Origin of the sequence: Aquibium pacificum (genome assembly GCF_040839445.1) — a bacterium.
Classification (GTDB): domain Bacteria; phylum Pseudomonadota; class Alphaproteobacteria; order Rhizobiales; family Rhizobiaceae; genus Aquibium; species Aquibium pacificus.
The window spans coordinates 388,320-408,076 of record NZ_JBDPGJ010000004.1 but is presented as its reverse complement, the minus strand read 5'-3'; the positions used below and the strand labels follow the sequence as shown (position 1 = coordinate 408,076).

General features: G+C 65.9%; 17 protein-coding genes and 1 pseudogene. 7 read left to right on the top strand and 11 right to left on the bottom strand.

Translation table 11 applies throughout. The features are described from left to right. The first annotated feature begins 105 nt into the window (after window positions 1–105). The 4 genes from ABGN05_RS18480 (at window position 106) to ABGN05_RS18465 (ending at window position 3,415) form a co-directional block, all read left to right on the top strand. The gene (locus ABGN05_RS18480; protein WP_373695957.1) at window positions 106–1,011 is read left to right on the top strand and encodes an ABC transporter substrate-binding protein; all 906 of its coding nucleotides are present in this window, start codon (window positions 106–108) and stop codon (window positions 1,009–1,011) included. A 183-nt stretch (window positions 1,012–1,194) separates the two neighbouring features. Next, on the top strand, window positions 1,195–1,968 hold the full coding sequence (locus tag ABGN05_RS18475; protein WP_367955882.1) for an ABC transporter permease: 774 nt from the start codon (window positions 1,195–1,197) through the stop codon (window positions 1,966–1,968). Next, entirely contained in the window at window positions 1,965–2,741 is a 777-nt protein-coding gene (locus tag ABGN05_RS18470) for an ABC transporter ATP-binding protein (protein WP_367955513.1), read from the top strand. The genes ABGN05_RS18475 and ABGN05_RS18470 overlap by 4 nt, the downstream gene beginning before the upstream one ends. A 167-nt stretch (window positions 2,742–2,908) precedes the next feature. Beyond that, complete coding sequence (locus ABGN05_RS18465) at window positions 2,909–3,415, top strand: YciE/YciF ferroxidase family protein (RefSeq protein WP_367955512.1); 507 nt, start codon at window positions 2,909–2,911, stop codon at window positions 3,413–3,415. A gap of 117 nt (window positions 3,416–3,532) precedes the next feature. Here the strand turns inward: ABGN05_RS18465 and mbfA are convergent, their stop codons facing one another. From mbfA to ABGN05_RS18440, 5 genes and pseudogenes are all read right to left on the bottom strand, one after another. Then, window positions 3,533–4,516, bottom strand: coding sequence for an iron exporter MbfA (gene mbfA / locus ABGN05_RS18460; protein ID WP_367955511.1), 984 nt, complete (start codon window positions 4,514–4,516; stop codon window positions 3,533–3,535). A gap of 542 nt (window positions 4,517–5,058) precedes the next feature. Further along, window positions 5,059–5,448 (bottom strand): annotated as a pseudogene (locus ABGN05_RS18455) (GFA family protein); the annotation flags it as partial. A gap of 2 nt (window positions 5,449–5,450) precedes the next feature. Further along, window positions 5,451–5,669: a DUF3072 domain-containing protein gene (locus ABGN05_RS18450; protein WP_367955510.1), complete on the bottom strand. Its 219-nt coding sequence runs from the start codon at window positions 5,667–5,669 to the stop codon at window positions 5,451–5,453. A 100-nt stretch (window positions 5,670–5,769) separates the two neighbouring features. Further along, window positions 5,770–10,365, bottom strand: coding sequence for a translocation/assembly module TamB domain-containing protein (locus tag ABGN05_RS18445; protein WP_367955509.1), 4,596 nt, complete (start codon window positions 10,363–10,365; stop codon window positions 5,770–5,772). Next, entirely contained in the window at window positions 10,362–12,239 is a 1,878-nt protein-coding gene (locus ABGN05_RS18440; protein WP_444876174.1) for an autotransporter assembly complex protein TamA, read from the bottom strand. Before ABGN05_RS18440 ends, ABGN05_RS18445 begins: the two co-directional genes overlap by 4 nt. Window positions 12,240–12,739: 500 nt before the next feature. On the opposite strand from ABGN05_RS18440, the gene ABGN05_RS18435 reads away from it, so the two are divergent. Then, the gene (locus ABGN05_RS18435) at window positions 12,740–13,156 is read left to right on the top strand and encodes a DUF3421 domain-containing protein (RefSeq protein ID WP_367955507.1); all 417 of its coding nucleotides are present in this window, start codon (window positions 12,740–12,742) and stop codon (window positions 13,154–13,156) included. Here ABGN05_RS18435 and ABGN05_RS18430 read toward each other — a convergent pair. After that, on the bottom strand, window positions 13,150–13,389 hold the full coding sequence (locus tag ABGN05_RS18430; RefSeq protein ID WP_367955506.1) for a hypothetical protein: 240 nt from the start codon (window positions 13,387–13,389) through the stop codon (window positions 13,150–13,152). The genes ABGN05_RS18435 and ABGN05_RS18430 overlap by 7 nt on opposite strands. 151 nt (window positions 13,390–13,540) lie before the next feature. Between ABGN05_RS18430 and ABGN05_RS18425 the strand changes: the two genes are divergently transcribed. After that, window positions 13,541–14,143 (top strand): response regulator, encoded by a 603-nt coding sequence (locus tag ABGN05_RS18425; RefSeq protein ID WP_367955505.1) that lies wholly within the window; start codon window positions 13,541–13,543, stop codon window positions 14,141–14,143. A gap of 26 nt (window positions 14,144–14,169) precedes the next feature. On the opposite strand, the gene ABGN05_RS18420 is transcribed toward ABGN05_RS18425, so the two are convergent. After that, a complete protein-coding gene (locus tag ABGN05_RS18420) occupies window positions 14,170–14,331 on the bottom strand; it encodes a hypothetical protein (RefSeq protein WP_367955504.1) in 162 nt (53 codons plus the stop codon). A gap of 141 nt (window positions 14,332–14,472) precedes the next feature. On the opposite strand from ABGN05_RS18420, the gene argB reads away from it, so the two are divergent. Further along, window positions 14,473–15,369 (top strand): acetylglutamate kinase, encoded by an 897-nt coding sequence (gene argB, locus ABGN05_RS18415; protein WP_367955503.1) that lies wholly within the window; start codon window positions 14,473–14,475, stop codon window positions 15,367–15,369. Window positions 15,370–15,440: 71 nt separating this feature from the next. Here the strand turns inward: argB and ABGN05_RS18410 are convergent, their stop codons facing one another. The 4 genes from ABGN05_RS18410 to ABGN05_RS18395 form a co-directional block, all read right to left on the bottom strand. Beyond that, complete coding sequence (locus ABGN05_RS18410) at window positions 15,441–16,901, bottom strand: GMC oxidoreductase (RefSeq protein ID WP_367955502.1); 1,461 nt, start codon at window positions 16,899–16,901, stop codon at window positions 15,441–15,443. Next, entirely contained in the window at window positions 16,898–17,071 is a 174-nt protein-coding gene (locus ABGN05_RS18405; RefSeq protein ID WP_367955501.1) for a hypothetical protein, read from the bottom strand. Before ABGN05_RS18405 ends, ABGN05_RS18410 begins: the two co-directional genes overlap by 4 nt. Window positions 17,072–17,248: 177 nt before the next feature. After that, the gene (locus tag ABGN05_RS18400) at window positions 17,249–18,154 is read right to left on the bottom strand and encodes an EamA family transporter (RefSeq protein WP_367955500.1); all 906 of its coding nucleotides are present in this window, start codon (window positions 18,152–18,154) and stop codon (window positions 17,249–17,251) included. Between the two features lie 109 nt (window positions 18,155–18,263). Continuing rightward, window positions 18,264–19,754 (bottom strand): MFS transporter, encoded by a 1,491-nt coding sequence (locus ABGN05_RS18395; protein WP_367955499.1) that lies wholly within the window; start codon window positions 19,752–19,754, stop codon window positions 18,264–18,266. Window positions 19,755–19,757 lie beyond the last annotated feature (3 nt).

Here is a 19,757-nt window from a genome sequence, read left to right as displayed (position 1 = left end):
GCCTCTACCCCTGTGCTGCGTTCAAGGCTCGGGAGGCTCAATCGAGCCGGAATTTCGGAGTGGAACATGAAAAAGACGACGATCCTAGCGGCCGCCCTCGCCTCGATGGCTTTCAATGCCGCGCAGGCGCAGAACACCGAAGTCGCCATCGGGATGAGCGGCTGGACGGGCTTTGCGCCGCTGACGCTCGCCAAGGAGGCCGGCATCTTCGAAAAGAACGGCCTTTCCGTCGAGATCAAGAAGATCCCGCAGAAGGACCGCCACCTCGCCATCGCCTCGGGGGACATCCAGTGCGCTGCGACCACGGTGGAAACCTTCATGATCTGGAACGCCGCCGGCGTGCCGATCAAGCAGCTCTTCCAGCTCGACATGTCGCACGGCGCCGATGGCATGGCGGTTCGAAACGACATCGCCTCCATTGCCGACCTGAAGGGCAAGACGGTGGCGGCGTCCGCACCGGGTACCTCGCCCTATTTCGTGCTGGCCTGGATGCTCAACGAGAACGGCCTGTCGCTCGACGACGTCACGGTCGTGAACCTCGAGCCATCGGCGGCCGCACAGGCCTTCGTCGCCGGGCAGAACGACGCCGCCATGACCTACGAACCCTATCTGTCGACGGTCCGCGACAATCCGGACGCCGGAAAGATCATCGCCACCACGCTCGACTATCCGATCGTCATGGACACGTTCGGCTGCACGCCGGAGTTCATCGCGGAGAACCCGGAGGCAGTAAAGGCGCTGGCCGCCAGCTACTACGACGCGCTCGACATGATCGAGAGCGATCAGGCCAAGGCCTACGAGATCATGGGCGCCGACGTGAAGCAGAGCGGCGAGGATTTCGGCAAGTCGGCAGGCTATCTCGAATGGCAGGACCGGGAGGCCAACAAAGCCTTCATGTCGGGCGGCATCGAGGAGTTCTATGCCAAGGCGGGTCCGCTCCTGAAGAAGATCGGCTCGGTCAAGGAAATCCCGGCGACCGAGACGCTCATCGACACGAGCTGGATGGAATAGGCGCTTCCGCCAGGACCACAGCAACAACGCAGCCCAAGGACCTCATCCGCCTCGCCGGATGAGGTCCAGCCGCATGCAGACCTGCCGGCAGGACGGATGACGCAGCAGCCGACATTCTCACGCACGAGCGCCGACGCGGCGGCCAGTACGGTCCGCGCACGGCGGGCGGCACGCCCCGTTTACCTGCGTCCGTTGCGGCCGGTCGCGACGCCCGCGCGCATCGGGCTCGGCATCGCCTTCTTCGTGCTCTTCGTCGCGGGCTGGTCGCTCGCCACCTTCGGCGGCTTCGTCTCGCCGATCTTTCTCGCCAGCCCGGCGCGCATGGTGCGCGAAGGCTGGAGCCTGATGACGGAGTACAATTTCTCCTACGACATCGGCATGACCGTCTGGCGCGTCTGCGGCGGCTTCGTGCTGGCGGCCGTCATCGCCGTGCCGCTCGGCATCGCCATGGGCGCGTGGAAGGCGGTAGAGGCCTTCTTCGAACCTTTCGTCTCCTTCGCCCGCTACCTTCCGGCATCCGCCTTCATCCCGCTGCTGATCCTGTGGGCCGGGATCGGCGAGACGCAGAAGCTGCTGGTCATCTTCATCGGCGCTGTGTTCCAGATCATCCTGATGGTCGCCGTCACCGTCGGCCAGACGCGGCGCGACCTCGTGGAGGCAGCTTATACGCTCGGCGCCTCCGACGGAGGCATCGTGCGGCGCGTGCTCATCCCGGCCTCGGCGCCGCAGATCGCCGAGATCCTCCGCCTCGTGCTCGGCTGGGCCTGGACCTACGTGATCGTGGCGGAACTGATCGGCTCCTCGTCGGGCATCGGCCACATGATCGTCGACAGCCAGGCGCTGCTGAACACGGGGCAGATCATCTTCGGGATCATCGTCATCGGAGTCATCGGGCTGGTCTCGGATTTCCTGTTCAAGGAGGCGAACCGACGCCTCTTCCCCTGGAGCCTGGCATGACCGCCGTCGCCATCGATGCGGTATCCCGGACATTTCCGGGCGTGCGCGGCGGGAAGCCGACGGTGGCGCTGACGCCGATCACGACGACGATTGCGGAAAACGACTTCGTCACGATCCTCGGGCCATCCGGCTGCGGGAAGTCGACCTTGCTCAGGATCGTCGCCGGGCTGGACGAGCCCTCGTCGGGGACCGTCTCGGTGCGCGGGCGCGCGGTCACCGGTCCGGGCGCAGACCGTGGCATGGTGTTCCAGTCGTATACGCTGTTTCCCTGGCTGACGGTGGAGGAGAACATCGAGTTCGGCCTGCGCGAGAAGGGCATGGCCAAGGCGCGGCGCACCGAGATCGTCGCGTTCTATGTGGCAAAGGTCGGCCTGAAGGGTTTCGAGCGGCACTGGCCGAAGCAGCTTTCGGGCGGCATGCAGCAGCGCGTGGCAATTGCCAGGGCGCTCGCCAACGACCCGGCGATCCTCCTGCTCGACGAGCCGTTCGGGGCGCTCGACAACCAGACGCGCGGGCTGATGCAGGAACTGCTGCTGCAGATCTGGGAGGCCGACCGCAAGACGGTGCTGTTCGTCACCCACGACATCGAGGAAGCGATCTTCCTCGGCAGCCGCTGCCTGGTGATGACGGCTAGGCCAGGCCGCGTGAAGGCGGACGTGCCGATCGATCTTCCCCATCCGCGCCACTACAGGATGAAAGCTGAGCCGGATTTCCTCGATCTCAAGATGCGGCTGACGGAAGAGATCCGCGAGGAAGCCAAGAAGGCGGCGTAGACCTCCCGCGAGCCAGCGAGGTCTATTTCGCACAATGCGACGCTTCGCATCAATTCGTGAGTTCCGGCAATCGCACCGCCGGAACAAGCGCGCCATCCGTTCGTTCGACTGGAACGCGGCTCCGAGCCGTCGACGATTTCCAGTCAAACCAACGAGGAGAAAATCCCATGGGACTTTTCACCAAAGACATCAAGACGATGGATGACCTGTTCGTGCACCAGCTGCAGGACACCTACTATGCCGAAAAGCAGATTCTCAAGGCGCTGCCGAAGATGATCGAGAAGGCGACCAGCAGCGAGTTGAAGAGCGGCTTCAAGCAGCATCTCGCCGAGACCGAGGTCCACGTCGAACGTCTCGAGCGTGTGTTCAAGATGCACGGCAAGGAGCCCAAGGCGGTGGATTGTCCGGCGATCGACGGCATCATCAAGGAGACCAACGAGGTCGCCGGCGAGGTCGAGGACAAGGACGTTCTCGACGCAGCACTGATCGCTGCCGCACAGGCGGTGGAGCACTACGAAATCACGCGCTACGGGACGATGATCGCCTGGGCGCGCCAGTTGGGCCGCAATGATTGCGCTTCGGTTCTCCAGCAGACGCTGGCCGAGGAAAAGAAGACGGACGAGAAGCTCACGAACCTCGCCGAAATGCGCATCAACCTCAAGGCTGCAGAATAGCAGCCAGGCTAGCCGCTCCCAGAGCGGTGAAGGGTGCGAGCGAAGCTGGCCGCAAGCGGCTCCGCTCGCACCTTCCTCTAGCGGGCCCTGCCCGCACTTTTTTTCATTCCTCCCGGATCACGCACTGCCGATCAGGACGCCAGCCGCGAACACCAGCGCGCCGCCGAGCACCACCTGGAACGTCGCACGCAGGAACGGCGTGTCCATATACCGGTTCTGGATGAAGGCGATCGCCCAGAGTTCCAGAAAGACCACCACGATCGCGACCGTCGTCGCCGTCCAGAACTGCGGGATGAGATAGGGAAGCGCGTGGCCCAGTCCCCCGACCGCCGTCATGATGCCGGAGGCCAGACCGCGCTTGACGGGCGAACCCCTCCCCGAGAGCTTGCCGTCGTCATGGGCGGCTTCCGTAAACCCCATCGAGATGCCCGCGCCCACCGATGCAGAGAGGCCGACCAGGAAGGTCTGCCACGTGTCGCCCGTCGCGAAGGCGGCGGCAAAGATCGGCGCAAGCGTGGAGACCGAACCGTCCATCAGCCCGGCGAGGCCCGGCTGGACATAAGTGAGGATGAACTGCCGCCTCTCCGACTTCAGTTCCTGAGTTCGCGTATCCTCGGGCAGGTGCTCCCGCTCCAGGCGCTGCGCCGTCTTCCCGTGGCGGCCCTCGGCGGCGGCCAGATCGCCCAGCAGCTTGCGCGTCGACGCATCCGATGTGCGGCTGGCGGCCTCGCGATAGAACCGCTCGGCCTGCCGTTCCATCTCCTCGCCCTGCGCAAGCACCTTCTCCAGCCCCAGCGGACGGACCAGCCAATCGGGCTTGCGCTCGTAAAAGCCGCGCACGTGCTCCCTGCGGATCAGGGGGATGCGTTCGCCGAATCGGGCCCGGTGTAGGTCGATGAGGGCGGAACGGTGCTGTTCCTCTTCCTCGGCCATGCCATCGAACACCTTCGCCGATTGCGGGAACTCGTCGCGCAGGCCGTCGGCATAGGCCCGGTAGATGCGCCCGTCGTCCTCCTCCGACGAGATCGCCAGCGCCAGCACCTCCTGCTCCGAGAGGGAATCGAAGGAGCGGCGGCCGAAGCCGAAAACGCGCGAAAGCATGACTTGGCGCCTCTTATCTTAGAATGCTTCTAAACTAGGAGACCGAGGCGGGCGGGTCAATGCGAGAGGGAGGACCTCTCCGCGGATTCGCGGCGCAGGAGTGCCAGTGCGTCGCGGTACTTGGCGCCATCCTTGCCCGCATTCCGCGACGCCGCGAGATTGTCCTCAAGATCAGCGACCTTGACAGGACGGGCGAGCGGGTTCGCCGCGGCGCGCCGGGCAAAGTCGAGATAGTCCTCGCCCATGCGTCGGGTCATGGCATCCACTGCATCCACGACGGCTTCGGAGAAGCCGTGCGACAGTAGCCGCTGCGTGGTCCAGTCGGGATTCTTCTCGATGACATCGTGCAGCCAGGCGACGATCTTCTCGTCAACGCTGTCGACAGCGGCGGCAACCCGTCGGCAGTGCTCCAACTTCGGTTCGCCGTTCTTGCCCGTCTGGGCCATATGGGCGGTCGCGGCCACTTCCATCGCACGCTCCAGGTCCCCCGGTTGCGACGGGTCCGGAACGGCGACTTCGAGTAGATCGAGCTGGCCGGCCTGCTCCCGGTCTTCGTCGTACTGGGAGGCGCCGGCGAGCGGCGGCAGCCAATGTTCCCGGCGCCGGGTCCAGAGTTCATAGGTGGGTTCCAGCCCTGTCGGAGCATCATCGAGCGAACCGACGTTGATCTCAGCTTCCTCAGGCCTGAGGGAGAAAAGGCGCGATCCGCAAAGGGGGCAAAACCTGCGCCCGGCATGGCTGGCGATCTCGCCGGCGACGGAGAAGGCGGCACGCGGCCACACCGCGAAGGTGACGAAGGCCGAGCCGCTGGTCTTGCGGCAGTCGGCGCAGTGGCACAGGCCGACCCGCAGCGGCGCGCCGCGGACGCTGAAGCGGACCGCGCCGCACAGGCACCCGCCGGTGCGCTTCTCCGAACTTTCCAGCCCCTGCATCCTCAGAGCCCCAGTTTTTCCTTCAGCGCGTCGATGCGCTTGGAGGCTTCCGCCTTGCTGAGGCCCTCGTCGTAAGCATTGTCGACGTGGGCCTGCTCGGACAAGGTCTTGAGGTAGGATCGCTGCGCGCCGGTCATCGGCTCGTCGCCGCTGACCCAGTCGTCGGGCTCCTTGCGCGTGTTGGAATCGTCCGCCGATTTCGGATTGGTGTGGTCGGTCATCGCAGGTCTCCTCGTTGCGGGAGAAATGCGGACGAACCATGCTGGTTCCGGCAGCAGTTGGACGGATGGAGCCTCCGGGCGGCGGCGCGGGGCGCGCCGCTCAGTAGTCCTTCTCGTAGAACAGACCGATGCTGGAATCGCCGTCGGAGCCGACCGAGCCGCGCGCCTTGAGGTCCTCGGTGATGTCGAGATTGATCGTGCCGCGCGTGCTACCCTGGGCTCCCGCCTCGACGCCGAGATAGACGTTCTCCTCGATGTAGCGGCCGGCGCGAACGGCGGTCTCGCCCTTCGAATTTGTGACGATGTCGAGATCGTCGAGCCCCGTCGCGTTGCGCAGGCTTCCGAGCAGCGAGGTGTTGGAGCCGCCGGCAAGCTCGGCCGCCGCGGCGGCGAGCTGGGCGATCTGAATGGCGGAGAGTTCGCCGATGCTCCGGTTGAAGATCAGCCGCGCCAGCACCTCGTCCTGCGGCAGTCCGGGTTGCGAGGAGAACTCGATCTGCGGATCGGAGACCCTGCCGCGAACGGTGATGAAGACGGTGATGTCGTCGCTCTCGGTGCGGGCGACGAAGTCGATGAAGGGGTCGAGGTCGCCGACAAGGCTTACGCGCCCCTCGTCGAAGGTGATGCGCTGGCCGAGGATCGACAGGCGGCCGCGAATGAGATTGAAGGCGCCGACGGGCTGCACGCCGGTGATGGGACCGGTGATGCGCACCTGGCCGCCGAGTTCGGCGTCGAGGCCGCGGCCGCGCACGAAGATCTGGTTGGGTGCGCGTATCGTGACGTCGAGCCGCGCCACGCTGGGTCGCGCCGTGGGCACCGGCGTCCCGTCATTGGCGCGCGCGCGCTTCAGGGTGACCGCCACGTCCGGCGGGGGATTGACGTGGACGACGTCGATCGAGGTTGGACCGCCGCCGAGACTGCCCGCGATGGTGATCTCCGCACGTTCGATCAGGATGTCGCCTGATATCAGCGGGTCTCGCGTGAGCGAGCCGGTTACCGACAGCGTGCCGTCGACGGTCGCCACGACCAGTTCGCCGTCGGTGTAGCGGAAGTCCTGCAGCCGGATCGACAGGTTCGCGGGGAACCCGTCGGCGATCGAGACCGTGCCGCTGGCGCTGACCGTGCCACCGCCCGCGGCCGAAGCCGACAGGGTGTTGATGGTGATCGTCTGCGCCGACGCGGACGCTGACAGCGTGATGCCGGTGAAGCGGATGTTCGTTTCGGGGTCGACCAGCGACGCGCCGGATGTCGAGATCGAGCCGGCGACGACCGGGTTGGAGATACTGCCGGAGAGATTGATGTCGGCGACGAGCGTGCCCGAGACCTGGGTTCCGCGATCGGCGAGGAAGCGGTTGGTGAGCGACAGCGGGACACGTCCATTGACCGATACGTTCAGGCCGGGGCCGGAAATCGGCACGCGCCCGCTGGCGGTGAAGGAGAGGTCCTGCGGTCCGGAGACGGTGGAGCTGTTCAGCACCACGGCGCCCGCGCCATACTGGCCCGAGGCGGTGAAGCCGAGCGCGCCGATGCCGAACTCGGCCAGCGGCGCGGCGGTGATGCCCTGGCCCGAGAGGTCGAAGGCAACGCGCGGATCGGCGAGCACACCCTGCACGTTCGCGGTGCCCGTGACGATGCCGCCGAGGTTCTGGCCCGGCGCGACCGCGTTCAGGACGGAGAGCGGGAAGCTCTGGAGGGTCACGTCCAGCGCGAGCGAACCGTCGCCGAGCGGAACGGCGCCAACCGCCCTGGCGCGGAAGCCTTCGGGGCTGTTGATGGAGGCATCGACGTTCAGCCGGTCGCCGCTCGTGGTGCCGGTCGCATCCACGTCGAGCGTCGACAGCCCCGCCTGGCGCAGCGCCGCCGCAGCGAGATCGTTGCCCCTTATCTCGAAGGCGACGTTCGGCCGGTCGCGGGGACCAGTGACGTCGGCCGTGCCGGAGATCGTGCCGCCGAGTCCCAGATCGGGGCGGACCGCGTTCGCGATGGCGAGCGGTACATTGCTGATCGACAGGTCGAGGTCGATGGTTTCGGAAACGGTGCCGGAAGCGCTGATGTTGCCGCCGCCGACCGCGACCGACAGGGCATCGAGCGCGATGTCCTGCCCCTCGATGCGCAGGCTGGCGGGTTCGGACAGCCGTGCCGAAAGATTCTGCCAGGCGAGCTGCGCGTCGGCGAGAGTCAGGCGGAAGCCTTGGCCCTCCGGTGCCAGTGCGCCGCTTGCGGAAATGTCGGCGCCGTTGGCGAGCCGCGCGTCGGCGGAGAACTGCGTCGCCTCCCCTTCCCGGCTCGCGGTGGCCTGAAGCGAATCGATCTCCACGCCGCCGGCGATGACGTCGCCTGCCGATACGTTGCCGGCAACGGCCGGAACGCCGAAGAGATCTTCGACCTCGACGTCTGCGGTGGCGTTGCCGACGCGGACCGCGTCGTAGACCAGACCATCGACCCGAGCATTGACGGAGGCCGACTGGCTGCCGTCCTGGATGGAAAGGGAAATGTCGGCGTTTACCGCACCCCGAGCCTCGGCGAGCGCGAGCGCCGCTGCCGTCGAGATGTTGGGCGCGTCGAGCTTGAGGTCGCCGGTGAGGAGGCCGGCTTCGGACTGCGTCAGATCGCCGGTCAGCACCGCGCCGCCCGCCTCGAAGCGAAGGCCCTCCAGCCGCCGCTCGCCATTCGCGACGGCGATCTGCGAGGCGAGGTCGATGCGCGTGCCATCGAGGAAGGCGTTGCCGGAGAGCTGCCCTTCGAGGTTCTCGCCGCGCAGTGTTCCCTCGAAGCCGACGTTCGCATCCGCGAGCGAACGGCCGGCCAGGCTGCCGGATGGCACGCGGGCGTCGAGATCGAGGTTGATCACGCCTTCGCTTCCCTTCGCCGTGCCCGTGGCGGTCAGCCGGCCGGATGCGCGCTCGTCGATCCGCGCAAGGTCGGAGACGGCGACGTCGAAGCGGAAGTCGGCGGCACCGGTGGCGAAGGTGCCGTCGGCGGTGAGTTCCACCTGTTCGTTGGCGATGCGGAATCCGTCGGCGACGAGCCCCTGCTCGCCGCGCGCGACGCGTCCCGAGATGGTGGTGGTACCGGAGAGAAGGTTGTCGGCGGCGGGCTGCGCGATGCGCAGGTCGGTCGCCTGGCCGTCGAGGGTCAGATCGAAGGCGCCGGACAGCGGCTTGAGTTCGCCCGTCGCGGTCAGGTTCGCGCCGCCGCCGAGTTCGCGCCCGGCGAGTTCGGAGAACGGCGCGATGCTCGACGCCTCGACGCCGATCCTGCCGTCGAACACGTAGTCGGTGATCTGCCCGGCAGCGGTGAGGGCGAGCGACTTGCCGTCGATCAGGAAGTTTTCCAGGCGGATCGGCGAACCGGCATTCCAGCCGCCGTTGATCGCCAGTTCGATGCGGTCGCCGAGCGCTTCGGCGATGTCCTTGCGCTCCGCGTCGATGCCATTCGCCGCGCCGCCGACGTCAAAGGTGATGCTGCGCGTCTGCGGATCGTTGAGGTTTTGCACCTGCCCGCCCAGATCGAGCGCGACACTGTCGATCGAAAACGAGTCCGAATCGAGCCGCGAGACCGAGACGTCTCCCGACCACTCCCCGCCGGCAGCCTCGCCGAAAGCCAGATTGACCGTGGCTCGCTGGAGCGTCGTCGTTCCCCCGGGCACCGGAAGAACGACCGGTTCGGAGCCGTCCGCGCCGACATTGGCCCGAAGGGTCAGCGACCGGAGGAACCCGTCCGAGCCGGTCTCAGCCGATGCCTGCAATTTAAGTGCCGCGCTGTCGAGTTCGAGCTCCTCGATGGCGACGCCACCGCCGTCCCTGACCGTGCCGTTGACCGTCAGTTCGACATTCTCTCCGAAGAAGGCTCGGTAGGCCGGCGCGACGAGGCGCGCGATCGGACCCTGGATGTCGGCGGCGAAGCTCAAGCCTTGCGAACCGCGATCGAGTTGCGTCGTCCCCGTCAACACGCGCTCGCCGTCGGCATCGAGGGTCAGTTGCAGGTCCAGGTCGCCGACCGGGCCTGAGCCCGTCAGGGAGAGCGCCACGGGCGGGCGGCCCTCGATGTTCAACAGGTTGGCAACGATGCCGTCCGCCGGTTCGTCGAGTGCTAGGTCGACGTTCAGGACCTCCGTCTCGTTGGCATAGCTCGCCGTGAGGACCAGAGTGCCTCCGGGACCGTCGAGCCTCTGGGTGTTGAGCGTGGTTTCCAGCGCTCCGTTCTGGAGGCTGAAGCTACCGGTGGCGGCGAGCGACGATTCGAGCCCGAAGACGGGCTGGCCGAAATGCAGGCGCTCGATCTCGAGGTTCTCAAGGATGATGGCAAGCGGCAGTTCGGGAAGCTGGAACGGCTGTGCTTCGGGCTGCGGCAGCCCGCCCTCGGCGGGCACCGGCAGGCGGACGAAATCGATCAGGTCGGCGCGCAACGTCTCGATCTCGAGCCTGCCGCGCAGAAGCGCCGTCCTGTTCCAGTCGATGCCGGCATTCTCGATGCGCAGCCACACGCCCTCGCTGTCGGCCACCGTGATCTCGCGGATGGTCGCTTCGGACGACAGGATGCCCTGGATGCCGCTGATCCGGATCTGGCGGTTTTCCGCCGAGAGCTGGTTCTCGACGAAATCGGTGAAGTAGGAGCGTTCTTCTTCCGGCGTATCCTGCGCGAGCGCCGGCAGGGCGAGAAAGAATGCCAGCAGGGTTATGATGAAACGGGTCAAAACGCCTGTCCTATTCCGACATAGAAGGCGACGTCGGGGTCGCCCGGACGCGGGTCGAGCGGCACGGCGACGTCCAGCCTGATCGGCCCCAGGCCGGTAAGATAGCGCACGCCGGCACCGGCGCCGACACGCACCGCCTCGTCGAATTCGGGGAAGGAATCCGCGCCGACATAGCCGGCGTCCACGAAGCCCACAACGCCGATGCTTTCGGTGACTCTCGCCCTCAACTCCGCCGAGCCCTCGATCAGTGAACGCCCGCCGACGATCTGTCCGCCGGGCACCTCCACGCCGATGTTGCGATAGGCGTAGCCGCGCACCGACCCTCCTCCGCCGGCGAAGAAGAGGCGATCCGGCGCGGTCTCGCTGATCGGCGAGCCGACGAGGCTGCCGACCTTTATCCTGCCGGCCGCGACGAACCGGTTGTCCTCGCCGAAACCGTAATAGGCGCGACCCTCTGCCGTGAGGACAGCGGCCGCGTTGCCGTAGTTGAATTCGTAGAAGGGCTCGGCGGTGACTTCGGCGTAATAGCCTTCCGTCGCGTCAGCCTCGTTGTCGCGGCTGTCGTAGACCAGGCCGCCGAGAACCCCGACGCTGGTGAACTCGCGCTCGCCGTAGACCTGGTCCTCGAATTTGGCGTAGCGGCCGGTGGCAAAAAGGCGCGCCGACAGTTCCTCAGTGAAGAGATGCGTGAACCCGGCCTGAACCGTGACGCCGGTGCGCGTGTAGGGTTCCAGCACCTCGCGGTCGCCGAACACGGAGGTGACGAAGTCGGTGTCGGGGGTGAAGATGCCGGGGCGGGTGAAGGTGCTGCCCACCCGATAGGTGAACTCCTCGGGATCGACCCCGTTTATTCCCGCGACTTTGGCCTCGAGGCGCAAGCGCTCGGCACGGCCGAAGAGGTTCCGGTGCAGCCAGTAGGTTTCCAAGCCAAGCCCGTCGACGGTCGAATAGGTGCCGCCGACGCCGATGCGGCGCAGCGCGCGCTCCTGCACGATAACGCTCATCGGCAGCAGCCCGTCCTCGCCGATCGCTTCGCCCTCCACGATGCGCAGAGAACGGAACACGTCGAGACGCGCGAGGCGAGCACGGGCGCGCTCGACATCGTCGGGATCGAACTCTTGGCCGGTGGTGAGGTTTGCCATGTAAGCGACGAAGCCGGGGTCCATCCTCTCGGTGCCCTCGACCGACGTCGGACCGTAGACGGCGCGGCGTCCCGGCTCGACCCTGAGCAGCGCGTCGACGGTGTCGCTGTCATGCGCGGCCACCACGCGCCGTTCGGCGATCGCGGCCTTGGCATGGCCCTGCTGGCGCCAGGCCTCGACGGCAAGGCGCTCTGCTTTCAGGATAACGCCCGAATTGGCGGGCTCGCCGGCGAGAAAGCCCTCGTCTTCCGGCTGATCCACTTCGTCGCGTCGATTGGTCGCCGGCGGTGCACGGTTCTCGATGCGCGCTTCGTCGAACAGGAAGAGCGGTCCCGGAATGACGAGAACGGTAACGGCGGCCGGGTCGGGCAGTATGGTATCCGGCGGCAGGTCGGCCGCTTGCCGTCCGTCGATGGTGATGGAGATGGAGCCACCGTAGCGGCCCTGCTCGTAGAGTGCCGCGAGCAGGCGGCGATAGTCGTCGCGCGCCTTGGCGATCAGGCCGGCTTCGCCGGAGGCCGGCTCGTCGCGATCCCCCCAGAGGTTGGACGCAGCCTTGAGTTCGCTCTCGACCTCGCCGCCGGGAACGACGAACTCCACGGTGTAGGGCTGGGGTTCGCCGATGACGTCGGCCTGCTCCTCCTGGTCGCGCTCGAAGAATTTCTCGCCGAACAGTTCGAATGCGCGCGCCGGTTCAGCAGCGGTGATCGACAGAGCCGCGACGAGCAACAGGGTCCAAGACGCGGGCCTCCGCGAATTCCGGCAATCATTCAACGCGCTGGATCACTCTCGATTGCGGTGGACCCCTCCCGAGCGGCCCGACCGTCCCACACAAACACGACACCTATCATGTCTTCAAGGCGTTACGAATATTTAAGCGTGACGGAAACCCCTTCGAAAGACACGGAATCGTGTAATCGCCGCGGCGGAGAAGTCGGCGGAATGTGCCTGGAACCTTCGCGTTCGACACGCGTTTTATTAATCGGCCTAAAAAATCGATAGACGTCGCGGAAATCGCGATCCGCCTTCGTCGCACCCCTTGAATGCCGGTTGACCTTTGGTAAAGCAAAACCGAAGGGGCGTGGCTGCCGGTAAGAGTCCGGCGCATCGATAAGGGGTCAAGAAACGTGACAATCTCGAAGGAAAGGATGCGGGCAGCCGTATCCGCAAGCATACTTCTGTCGGCGGTCCTCACCGTGGCCTCTCCCACCACGGCCTGGGCGGAGGACTGGGTGAACGGCTCCTACGGCAGCATGCCGCCGCCCACCGTCACCCCGAATGGCGGCTATGAAGCGAACGGAGTGCCGCTGTTCGTCTGCCGTGCCGCCGTGAATGGCGGCGTGCATCCGGGCAAGATCCGGAACGGGTTCAACGGCTGCAACATCGGCTATGGCGGGCGCGAGGAAACGGTGGCGTCCTACCAGGTTTTCACCGGCCACGGCCGCTGGACCACAGCCCAGTCCGGCGCGATCCCGCAGGGCATGATCAACGCAGGGTGGGAAGCCAACGGGCAGCCACTCGGCGTTTGCCGGGCGCAATGGAGCGGCGGCGTTCACCCCGGCAAGATCCGCAACGGTTTCAGCGGCTGCAACATCGGTTACGGCGGACGTGAAATCACCGTGAACGTCTACGAAGTCATGACCTACTGAGCGCAGAAGCCCGGCAAGGGGAATTGGCGCGGCCGACGTGACCGCGCCACCAATGCCGCCAAGGCCGGACCTCGGGAGCGATCCGTGCCCAGCTCGGCGATCTTCCGATGCTGGCCGGCGAGGATGCCGGCCGGCACCAGATGCGCCGTCGTTGCCTGGCTCGTGTTGGCGAAGCCGCTGATGACGCCGGTATCGCCCTTCATCATCGCCTCGACCCCCTTGCGGGCGACCATGGCAGGATCTTCCTGCTTCGGGTCCGCTCTGTGGTCGTCGTTTTCGCCACGAATCTTCGATCCGGGCGGGATGTTCCCTGCGCCCGGGCAGCGATCGTCAGCCGGAACCTTCGCGTCGCTGGCCGATTGATCTTTCGAAGTGGAGCAAATCGTGCCGAATCTCGAGGGAATGCGCATCCTGATCGCGGAGGACGAATACCTCCTCGCCGACGATCTGACCCGGTATTTCGAAGCTTCCGGCGCCAAGGTGCTGGGGCCGGCGCCGACGGTGGAACGGGCGCGGAAGCTCCTCCCGATGGCGCAGGCCGCGATCCTCGATGTCAATCTCAACGGCGAATACGTCTTCCCGCTGGCGGACGAACTGGCACAGCGCGGCGTTCCCTTCGTGTTCTTTACCGCGCACGACGAGGTCGCGCTGCCCGAGCGGTTCCGCTTCGTCTCCAGCCTGACCAAACCGTCGGGATGGAGCCAGGTGATCGACGCGCTCATGAACCAGATACGACACGGTCCGGGAGGCGAACGCGCCTCGCTTATCCCGTCCCACGACGACGTCGCCGCACTTCTGCCGAAGCTTCGCCTGAGCGCGAGACTGATGCTTCTGGACCCGAGCGCCGCCGACCGGCTGGTCGAGCAGACGCTGGAACAGGCGGTGACGGAAATCGGGGTGAGACCCGCCGGAATTTCCACGGCGAGCTGGCTCAACGCGCTCATGGAAAAGACGCTCGTCAGCCGCGGACGCGACCTGCTCCACTGATGCGATCAGCCACCGGTTCCGGTGGCCTAGCGTCGTGCTGGAAGGCTACTGCCGATACCGGCGCCCACCAGGATGCCGATGACGATCCCCAGAACAATGTTTTCGAACAGCGAGACGCCGAGCACCGCGCCGGCCGCCAAGCCGCCGGCGATGCCCAGAAGCGTGTGCAAATACCTGGTTCCAGGCATGGCGTTCTCCTCGTTTGGAGATTCAATCCAGATATGGCGAGGAGGTTCCGACAGCCCCCAACCAGTCTGGCGATTCATTTGCCCGGCGCGGGCTTTCCCGCTAATACCCCGCCGGACCTATCACAATCCGGGATCTGAACCATGACGAGTGACCTCGCCGCCACCGCCGCAGAACAGGCGCGTCTGCTTTCGGCGGCGCTTCCCTACATGCAGCGCTACGAGAACAAGACCGTCGTGGTGAAATACGGCGGCCATGCCATGGGCGACGTCGAACTTGGCCGGGCGTTTGCCCGCGACATCGCGCTGCTCAAGCAGTCCGGCGTCAACCCGATCGTCGTCCACGGAGGCGGTCCGCAGATCGGGGCCATGCTTTCCAAGATGGGTATCGAATCGAAATTCGAGGGCGGCCTGCGGGTGACGGACCGCAAGACGGTCGAGATCGTCGAGATGGTGCTGGCGGGATCGATCAACAAGGAGATCGTGGCGCTGATCAACGCCGAGGGCGAATGGGCGATCGGGCTCTGCGGCAAGGACGGAAACATGGTCTTCGCGGAGAAGGCCAGGAAGACCGTCGTCGATCCGGATTCCAACATCGAGCGGGTGCTCGATCTCGGCTACGTCGGCGAGCCGGTCGAGGTCGACCGTACGCTCCTCGACCTTCTCGCCCGCTCCGAGATGATCCCGGTGCTCGCGCCGGTCGCGCCGGGACGCGACGGGGCGACCTACAACATCAACGCCGACACCTTCGCCGGCGCCATCGCCGGCGCGCTCGGCGCCTCGCGCCTGCTCTTCCTGACGGACGTGCCGGGCGTGCTGGACAAGGACAAGAAGCTGATCGACCAGCTGACGGTCGCGGAAGCGAAGGCGCTGATCGCAGACGGGACCATCTCCGGCGGCATGATCCCGAAGGTCGAGACCTGCATCGAGGCGATCGAGCGCGGCGTCCAGGGCGTCGTCGTCCTCAACGGCAAGACGCCGCACGCCGTGCTGCTGGAGCTTTTCACCGAGCATGGCGCGGGAACGCTGATCGTTCCCTGATGACGCCGCCGCGATCGCCCTAGAAAAGGCGATCGCGGTGGGCGGTGCGGATTGCGAGAGCCAGCAGTCCGTCAGGCCTTGGCTTCGGTCCGGACGCCGACCACTTCACGCGCAAGATGGTCGCCGAGCCTCAGCGCGAGGGCCACGATCGTGGTCGTTGGCGTGCACTGGCCGGACGTGGTGAAGACGGAGGAGCCTCCCACGAAGAGGTTGGCCATGCCGTGCACCCGGCAATCGCTATCGACGACGCTGGTCTTGACGTCCGTTCCCATGCGCGTTCCGCCCATGTGATGGTTGCCCGCCAGTTCCATGTCGTCCGGATAGTCCTCGCCATTCAGGACCCAATCGCTGATCTGCACCCGCCCGAGGTCCTTGCGCGCAAAGTCCTCGCCGAACATGCGCATCGCCTCGAGCATGGTATGACGGTCGAGTTCGTCCTTCTTCCAGTGGAGCTCTATGCGTGGAACGCCGTAGGCATCCCGTTCCGTCGTGGAGAGCGCGACGCGGTTGTGGCGGCGGGGCGCCTGCTCCCAGTCGAGATGGACCCGGGCGCTGCACTGGAGCTTGGCGCCGAGCAGGTTCGAGACCCACTCCGCGGTCTGCGGCGCATGGCACGCGAGGTCCGCGATCATGCGCTTGGCGCCGCTGAACGGCATGGTCTCGACCTGGACGTGGAAGTTGAGCACTTCGCGCTCGGCCATCGCCTGCGGCGACGGGATGAAGAAGGCATGACCTTCGTGATCCGGCGTCAGAGCGGCCGTGTCGGTGAGGAAGGCATTGCCGGTCCAGTACATCGGGTGCTCCATCCAGTAGCGCCCGAGCGCGTCTGCATGGGGCACGACGCCGCCGTTCGAGCGCTCGTTGGACCACAGCAGCAGGCGCGAGTTCTCGAGCCCTCCGGTCGCCACCACGAAGAACGGTGCCGCGATCTCGCCGGCGGCAGCGCCGTTCGAAATCAGCTTCGCCGCGGTGATGCGCGTCCCGTCGCCGACCAGTTCACCCGCCGCCGTGTTCAGCAAGAGAGCGATATGCTCGCTGGCGGCGATGGCCTCGCGGTACTTTTCGCCGAACCTGACGGCTTCGCTCTTCTGCACTTCGAAGCGGTAGAACCGATCCGTCGTCTGCCTGTCGGGCGGAAAGTCGTGCAGGCCAAGCACGTCGAAGGTTTCCGGAAGGAACGGCTCGATGTCGCCGCGTCGGATCGGCCAGCCAGTGTCGGGGACGTAGGATTTCGCGGTGAAATCGTGCGCGTCGAGCACCCGGCACCATCCGGCCCAGTGGTTCGAACAGCCGCCGAGAAACCGCAACCTCGTGATATCGAGGTCGAAATAGGGATCGCCGATGGTAACGCCGCGATAGACGTCCTGCGAATCCTCCGTCCACTCCTCTGCGCCGCCTTCAAGCAGCACCGACGGTATTCCCGCCGCCGCGAGCTTGTTGGCAATGGTGATGCCAGCGGGGCCGGCACCGACGATGCAGACCTGCGGCGTGAAGCCGGAGGCCGCGAATTGTGCCGCGTCCTGGAAGATCATGCCCGGTCTCCTTCCACGTCCGTGCGCTTCAGGATCCATCCGTCGACCTCGACCAGGTCCTGGTGGGCGGTCGGACGGATGACGCGGAACAGGACCGCGAGTGCGGGCAGCGCCAGCAGGGCGCCAAGCAAGGTGCGGCGGCGGATGCCGGTCTTGTCGCTGGGCTTCATGTTGCTTCTCCAGTTTCGATGCTTGGACGCGCGGTTCTCAATCCGGCACGCCTGCCCGATCCGAAGCCAGAACTATGCCATCGCCACCCAAAGAAGGGTTTTGGCGTACCGCAACGTGAGGAGAGGGTTTAGGAAGTGTTAAACCGGTCCGCCGGTTCGAGGCCGGATGTCGGCCGGTCAGCCGATGAGAAGGAGCAGCAGGATACCGCCGACGATCATGACGCAGCCGGCGACTTCCAACGGCGTGATGCGCTCCCGGAAGAAGAACACCGAGGAGGCGAAGGTGAAAATCATCTCGACCTGTGCCAGCGCCTTCACGACCGCCGCCTGTTCCAGCGTCATGGCCATGAACCAGCCGAAGGATGCGCAGGCCCCTGCGGCGCCCACCAGCAGCGAGGGTTTCCAGGCGCTGCGGATGCGGACGATCTCGGCGCGGTCTCGAAGGATCATCCAGAACCCCATGAGCAGGGTCTGGAACACGATGACGAAGGCCAGCGTCACTGCCGCCTGCATCATGAAGTTCGGGCCGCCCAGCGACAGGGACGCGGCCCGGTAGGCAACGGCCGAAATCCCGAACAGCGTGCCGGAGGCGAGGCCGATCAGCGCGTTGCGGCTGACGAGCGACGTGAAGAGCGCCCGCCAGCTCAGCGTCGTGTGCGCGACGGATATCAGCATGACGCCGAAGACGCTGACCGCGATCGCCGCCAGAACACCTGCCGTTACCCTCTCACCAAGGAACATCAGCCCGAAGAGCGCGGCCTGCGCGGGCTCCGTGCGCGAATAGGCGGTACCGACGGCGAAGTTGCGGAATGAAAAGAGGTGGACGAGCAGGAAGGTCGCGGCGATCTGGCCGAGACCGCCGATGGCCGCCCAGGCGAGGAAGGTAGTGTTGATGTCCGGAAATCCGTAGCCAGCGAAGCGGTTGAGCCCCAGAACGAAAAACAGGGCGAACGGGACTCCGAATCCGAAACGGACGAACGTCGCACCCGTGGTGCCCATCACGCCTTTCAGGTGCTTCTGCATCGCCGAGCGAAGGTTCTGCAGGAACGCGGCCGCGAGGGTGATCGGTATCCAGAGTTCCATGATTTTCGGCCGAGCGGTTGCAGCGGGGTGGAGCCGTGGAACGGCTCAGGATGACCGCTACGTCATCCGAAACACCGCTGCAACGGACAGGTCTGCCGCCACGCTTGGCTCAGGCCTCCACGGATTGCGGCCGGTGGCCGTGCGCGGGGCCCTGGACCGGCACCGGCTTGACGAAAAACACCAGGGCCACAATCAGCGCAAAGGCGGCGCACTCATAATAGAGCGCATTGCCGAGACTTTCGACGAAGGCGGGATGACTGCCGGCGCCGGCAGAGAGGTTGCCGGCCAGGGTGGAGAAGAAGATCTGTCCCGCTATGGCAATCCCCAGCGCCGAACCGATCTGCTGGAAGGACTGCATCGCTCCCGAGCCGGAACCCGCGTCGCGCGGCGGCACTTGCGCCAGAACGGTCTGGAAGAGCGACGAGATCGCGATGCCCATACCGAGACCGGAAATGAAGAGCGGCGGCAAGAACTGCCAGTGGTCCACCTCGTCCGCCACTCCGCCGACGACCAGACGCAGCATGAACATCCCCACGACCAGAAGTCCCGCTCCACCGCCGATGCGCGCGCGAGGCCATCGACCGCGCGCACGCCCCGACACGATCGACGCCACGAGGACACCCAGCGGGAACGGGACGGTCGTCAGGCCCGATTCGAGCGGGCTGAAATCAAAGCCGGTCTGGAGGAACACCGCCAAGACCATGAAGAAGCCCGCAACGCCCGAAAAAAAGACCGTCACCATCGCGATGCCAAGCAGGTAGCTGTTGTTGGTCAGCAGGCTCGCAGGCAGAAGCTGGCTTTTTCCATTGCGTGCCCGCGAGCGTTCGAAGGCAACGAAGATCAAAGCGGCCACGGCGGAAGACGCGACCATGGCGAATGTCCAGGACGGCCAGCCGAGGCTGTGGCCCTCGATCAGCGGGAAGACCAGAAGGAACACGCACAGCGCCGCGAGCGCCACACCGCCGAGATCGTGCTTCAGATCGTGGTTCGCCGCCATCGGGGGAAGCAGCCGCCAGGCCGCTGCGACGGTAACGATCCCGATGGGGATGTTGACGAGGAAGATCGGCCGCCAGTCGAGGCCGTAGATGTCCGCGTTGATGAGGAGACCGCCGGTGAGCGGTCCGGCCACGGAGGCAAGCCCCGCCGAAAGACCGAACAGCGAGAAGGCGAAGCCGCGCTCCTGCGGCGGGAAGATGACCTGCGTGATCGCCAGGACCTGCGGCATCATCATCGCGCCCGACAGGCCCTGGAGCACGCGGGCGACGATCAAGGTCGGCATGTCGGGCGCCAGTCCGCACAAGGCCGAAAAGAGCGTGAAGCAGAACACGCCGGCGATGAAGACGCGTTTGCGGCCGATCGTGTCGCCCAGCCGCCCGAAGGGAAGAAGTCCGAGCGCGAAGGCCAGCACGTAGGCGGCGACGACCCACTCGATCTGACTGCTCGTGGCGTGGAGGTTCTCCTGCAGCCGCGGAAGCGCCACGTTCACGATCGTGACGTCGATCAGGTTCATGAAGCCCGCGAGCAGCAGGATGAAGAGCGAGATCCAGCGTCGCGGATCAATCTCCGGCTCCGCGTATGGAGCGCGATCGGAACGGGACATGTC

Excerpts from the sequence above, each read along its gene's own strand:
- ABGN05_RS18480 (WP_373695957.1), top strand. The coding sequence starts at position 106 with ATGGCTTTCAATGCCGCGCAGGCGCAGAACACCGAAGTCGCCATCGGG.
- ABGN05_RS18470 (WP_367955513.1), top strand. The coding sequence starts at position 1,965 with ATGACCGCCGTCGCCATCGATGCGGTATCCCGGACATTTCCGGGCGTG.
- ABGN05_RS18465 (WP_367955512.1), top strand. The coding sequence starts at position 2,909 with ATGGGACTTTTCACCAAAGACATCAAGACGATGGATGACCTGTTCGTG.
- mbfA (WP_367955511.1), bottom strand. The coding sequence starts at position 4,516 with ATGCTTTCGCGCGTTTTCGGCTTCGGCCGCCGCTCCTTCGATTCCCTC.
- ABGN05_RS18450 (WP_367955510.1), bottom strand. The coding sequence starts at position 5,669 with ATGACCGACCACACCAATCCGAAATCGGCGGACGATTCCAACACGCGC.
- ABGN05_RS18430 (WP_367955506.1), bottom strand. The coding sequence starts at position 13,389 with ATGGTCGCCCGCAAGGGGGTCGAGGCGATGATGAAGGGCGATACCGGC.
- ABGN05_RS18420 (WP_367955504.1), bottom strand. The coding sequence starts at position 14,331 with ATGCCTGGAACCAGGTATTTGCACACGCTTCTGGGCATCGCCGGCGGC.
- argB (WP_367955503.1), top strand. The coding sequence starts at position 14,473 with ATGACGAGTGACCTCGCCGCCACCGCCGCAGAACAGGCGCGTCTGCTT.
- ABGN05_RS18410 (WP_367955502.1), bottom strand. The coding sequence starts at position 16,901 with ATGATCTTCCAGGACGCGGCACAATTCGCGGCCTCCGGCTTCACGCCG.
- ABGN05_RS18405 (WP_367955501.1), bottom strand. The coding sequence starts at position 17,071 with ATGAAGCCCAGCGACAAGACCGGCATCCGCCGCCGCACCTTGCTTGGC.
- ABGN05_RS18400 (WP_367955500.1), bottom strand. The coding sequence starts at position 18,154 with ATGGAACTCTGGATACCGATCACCCTCGCGGCCGCGTTCCTGCAGAAC.
- ABGN05_RS18395 (WP_367955499.1), bottom strand. The coding sequence starts at position 19,754 with ATGTCCCGTTCCGATCGCGCTCCATACGCGGAGCCGGAGATTGATCCG.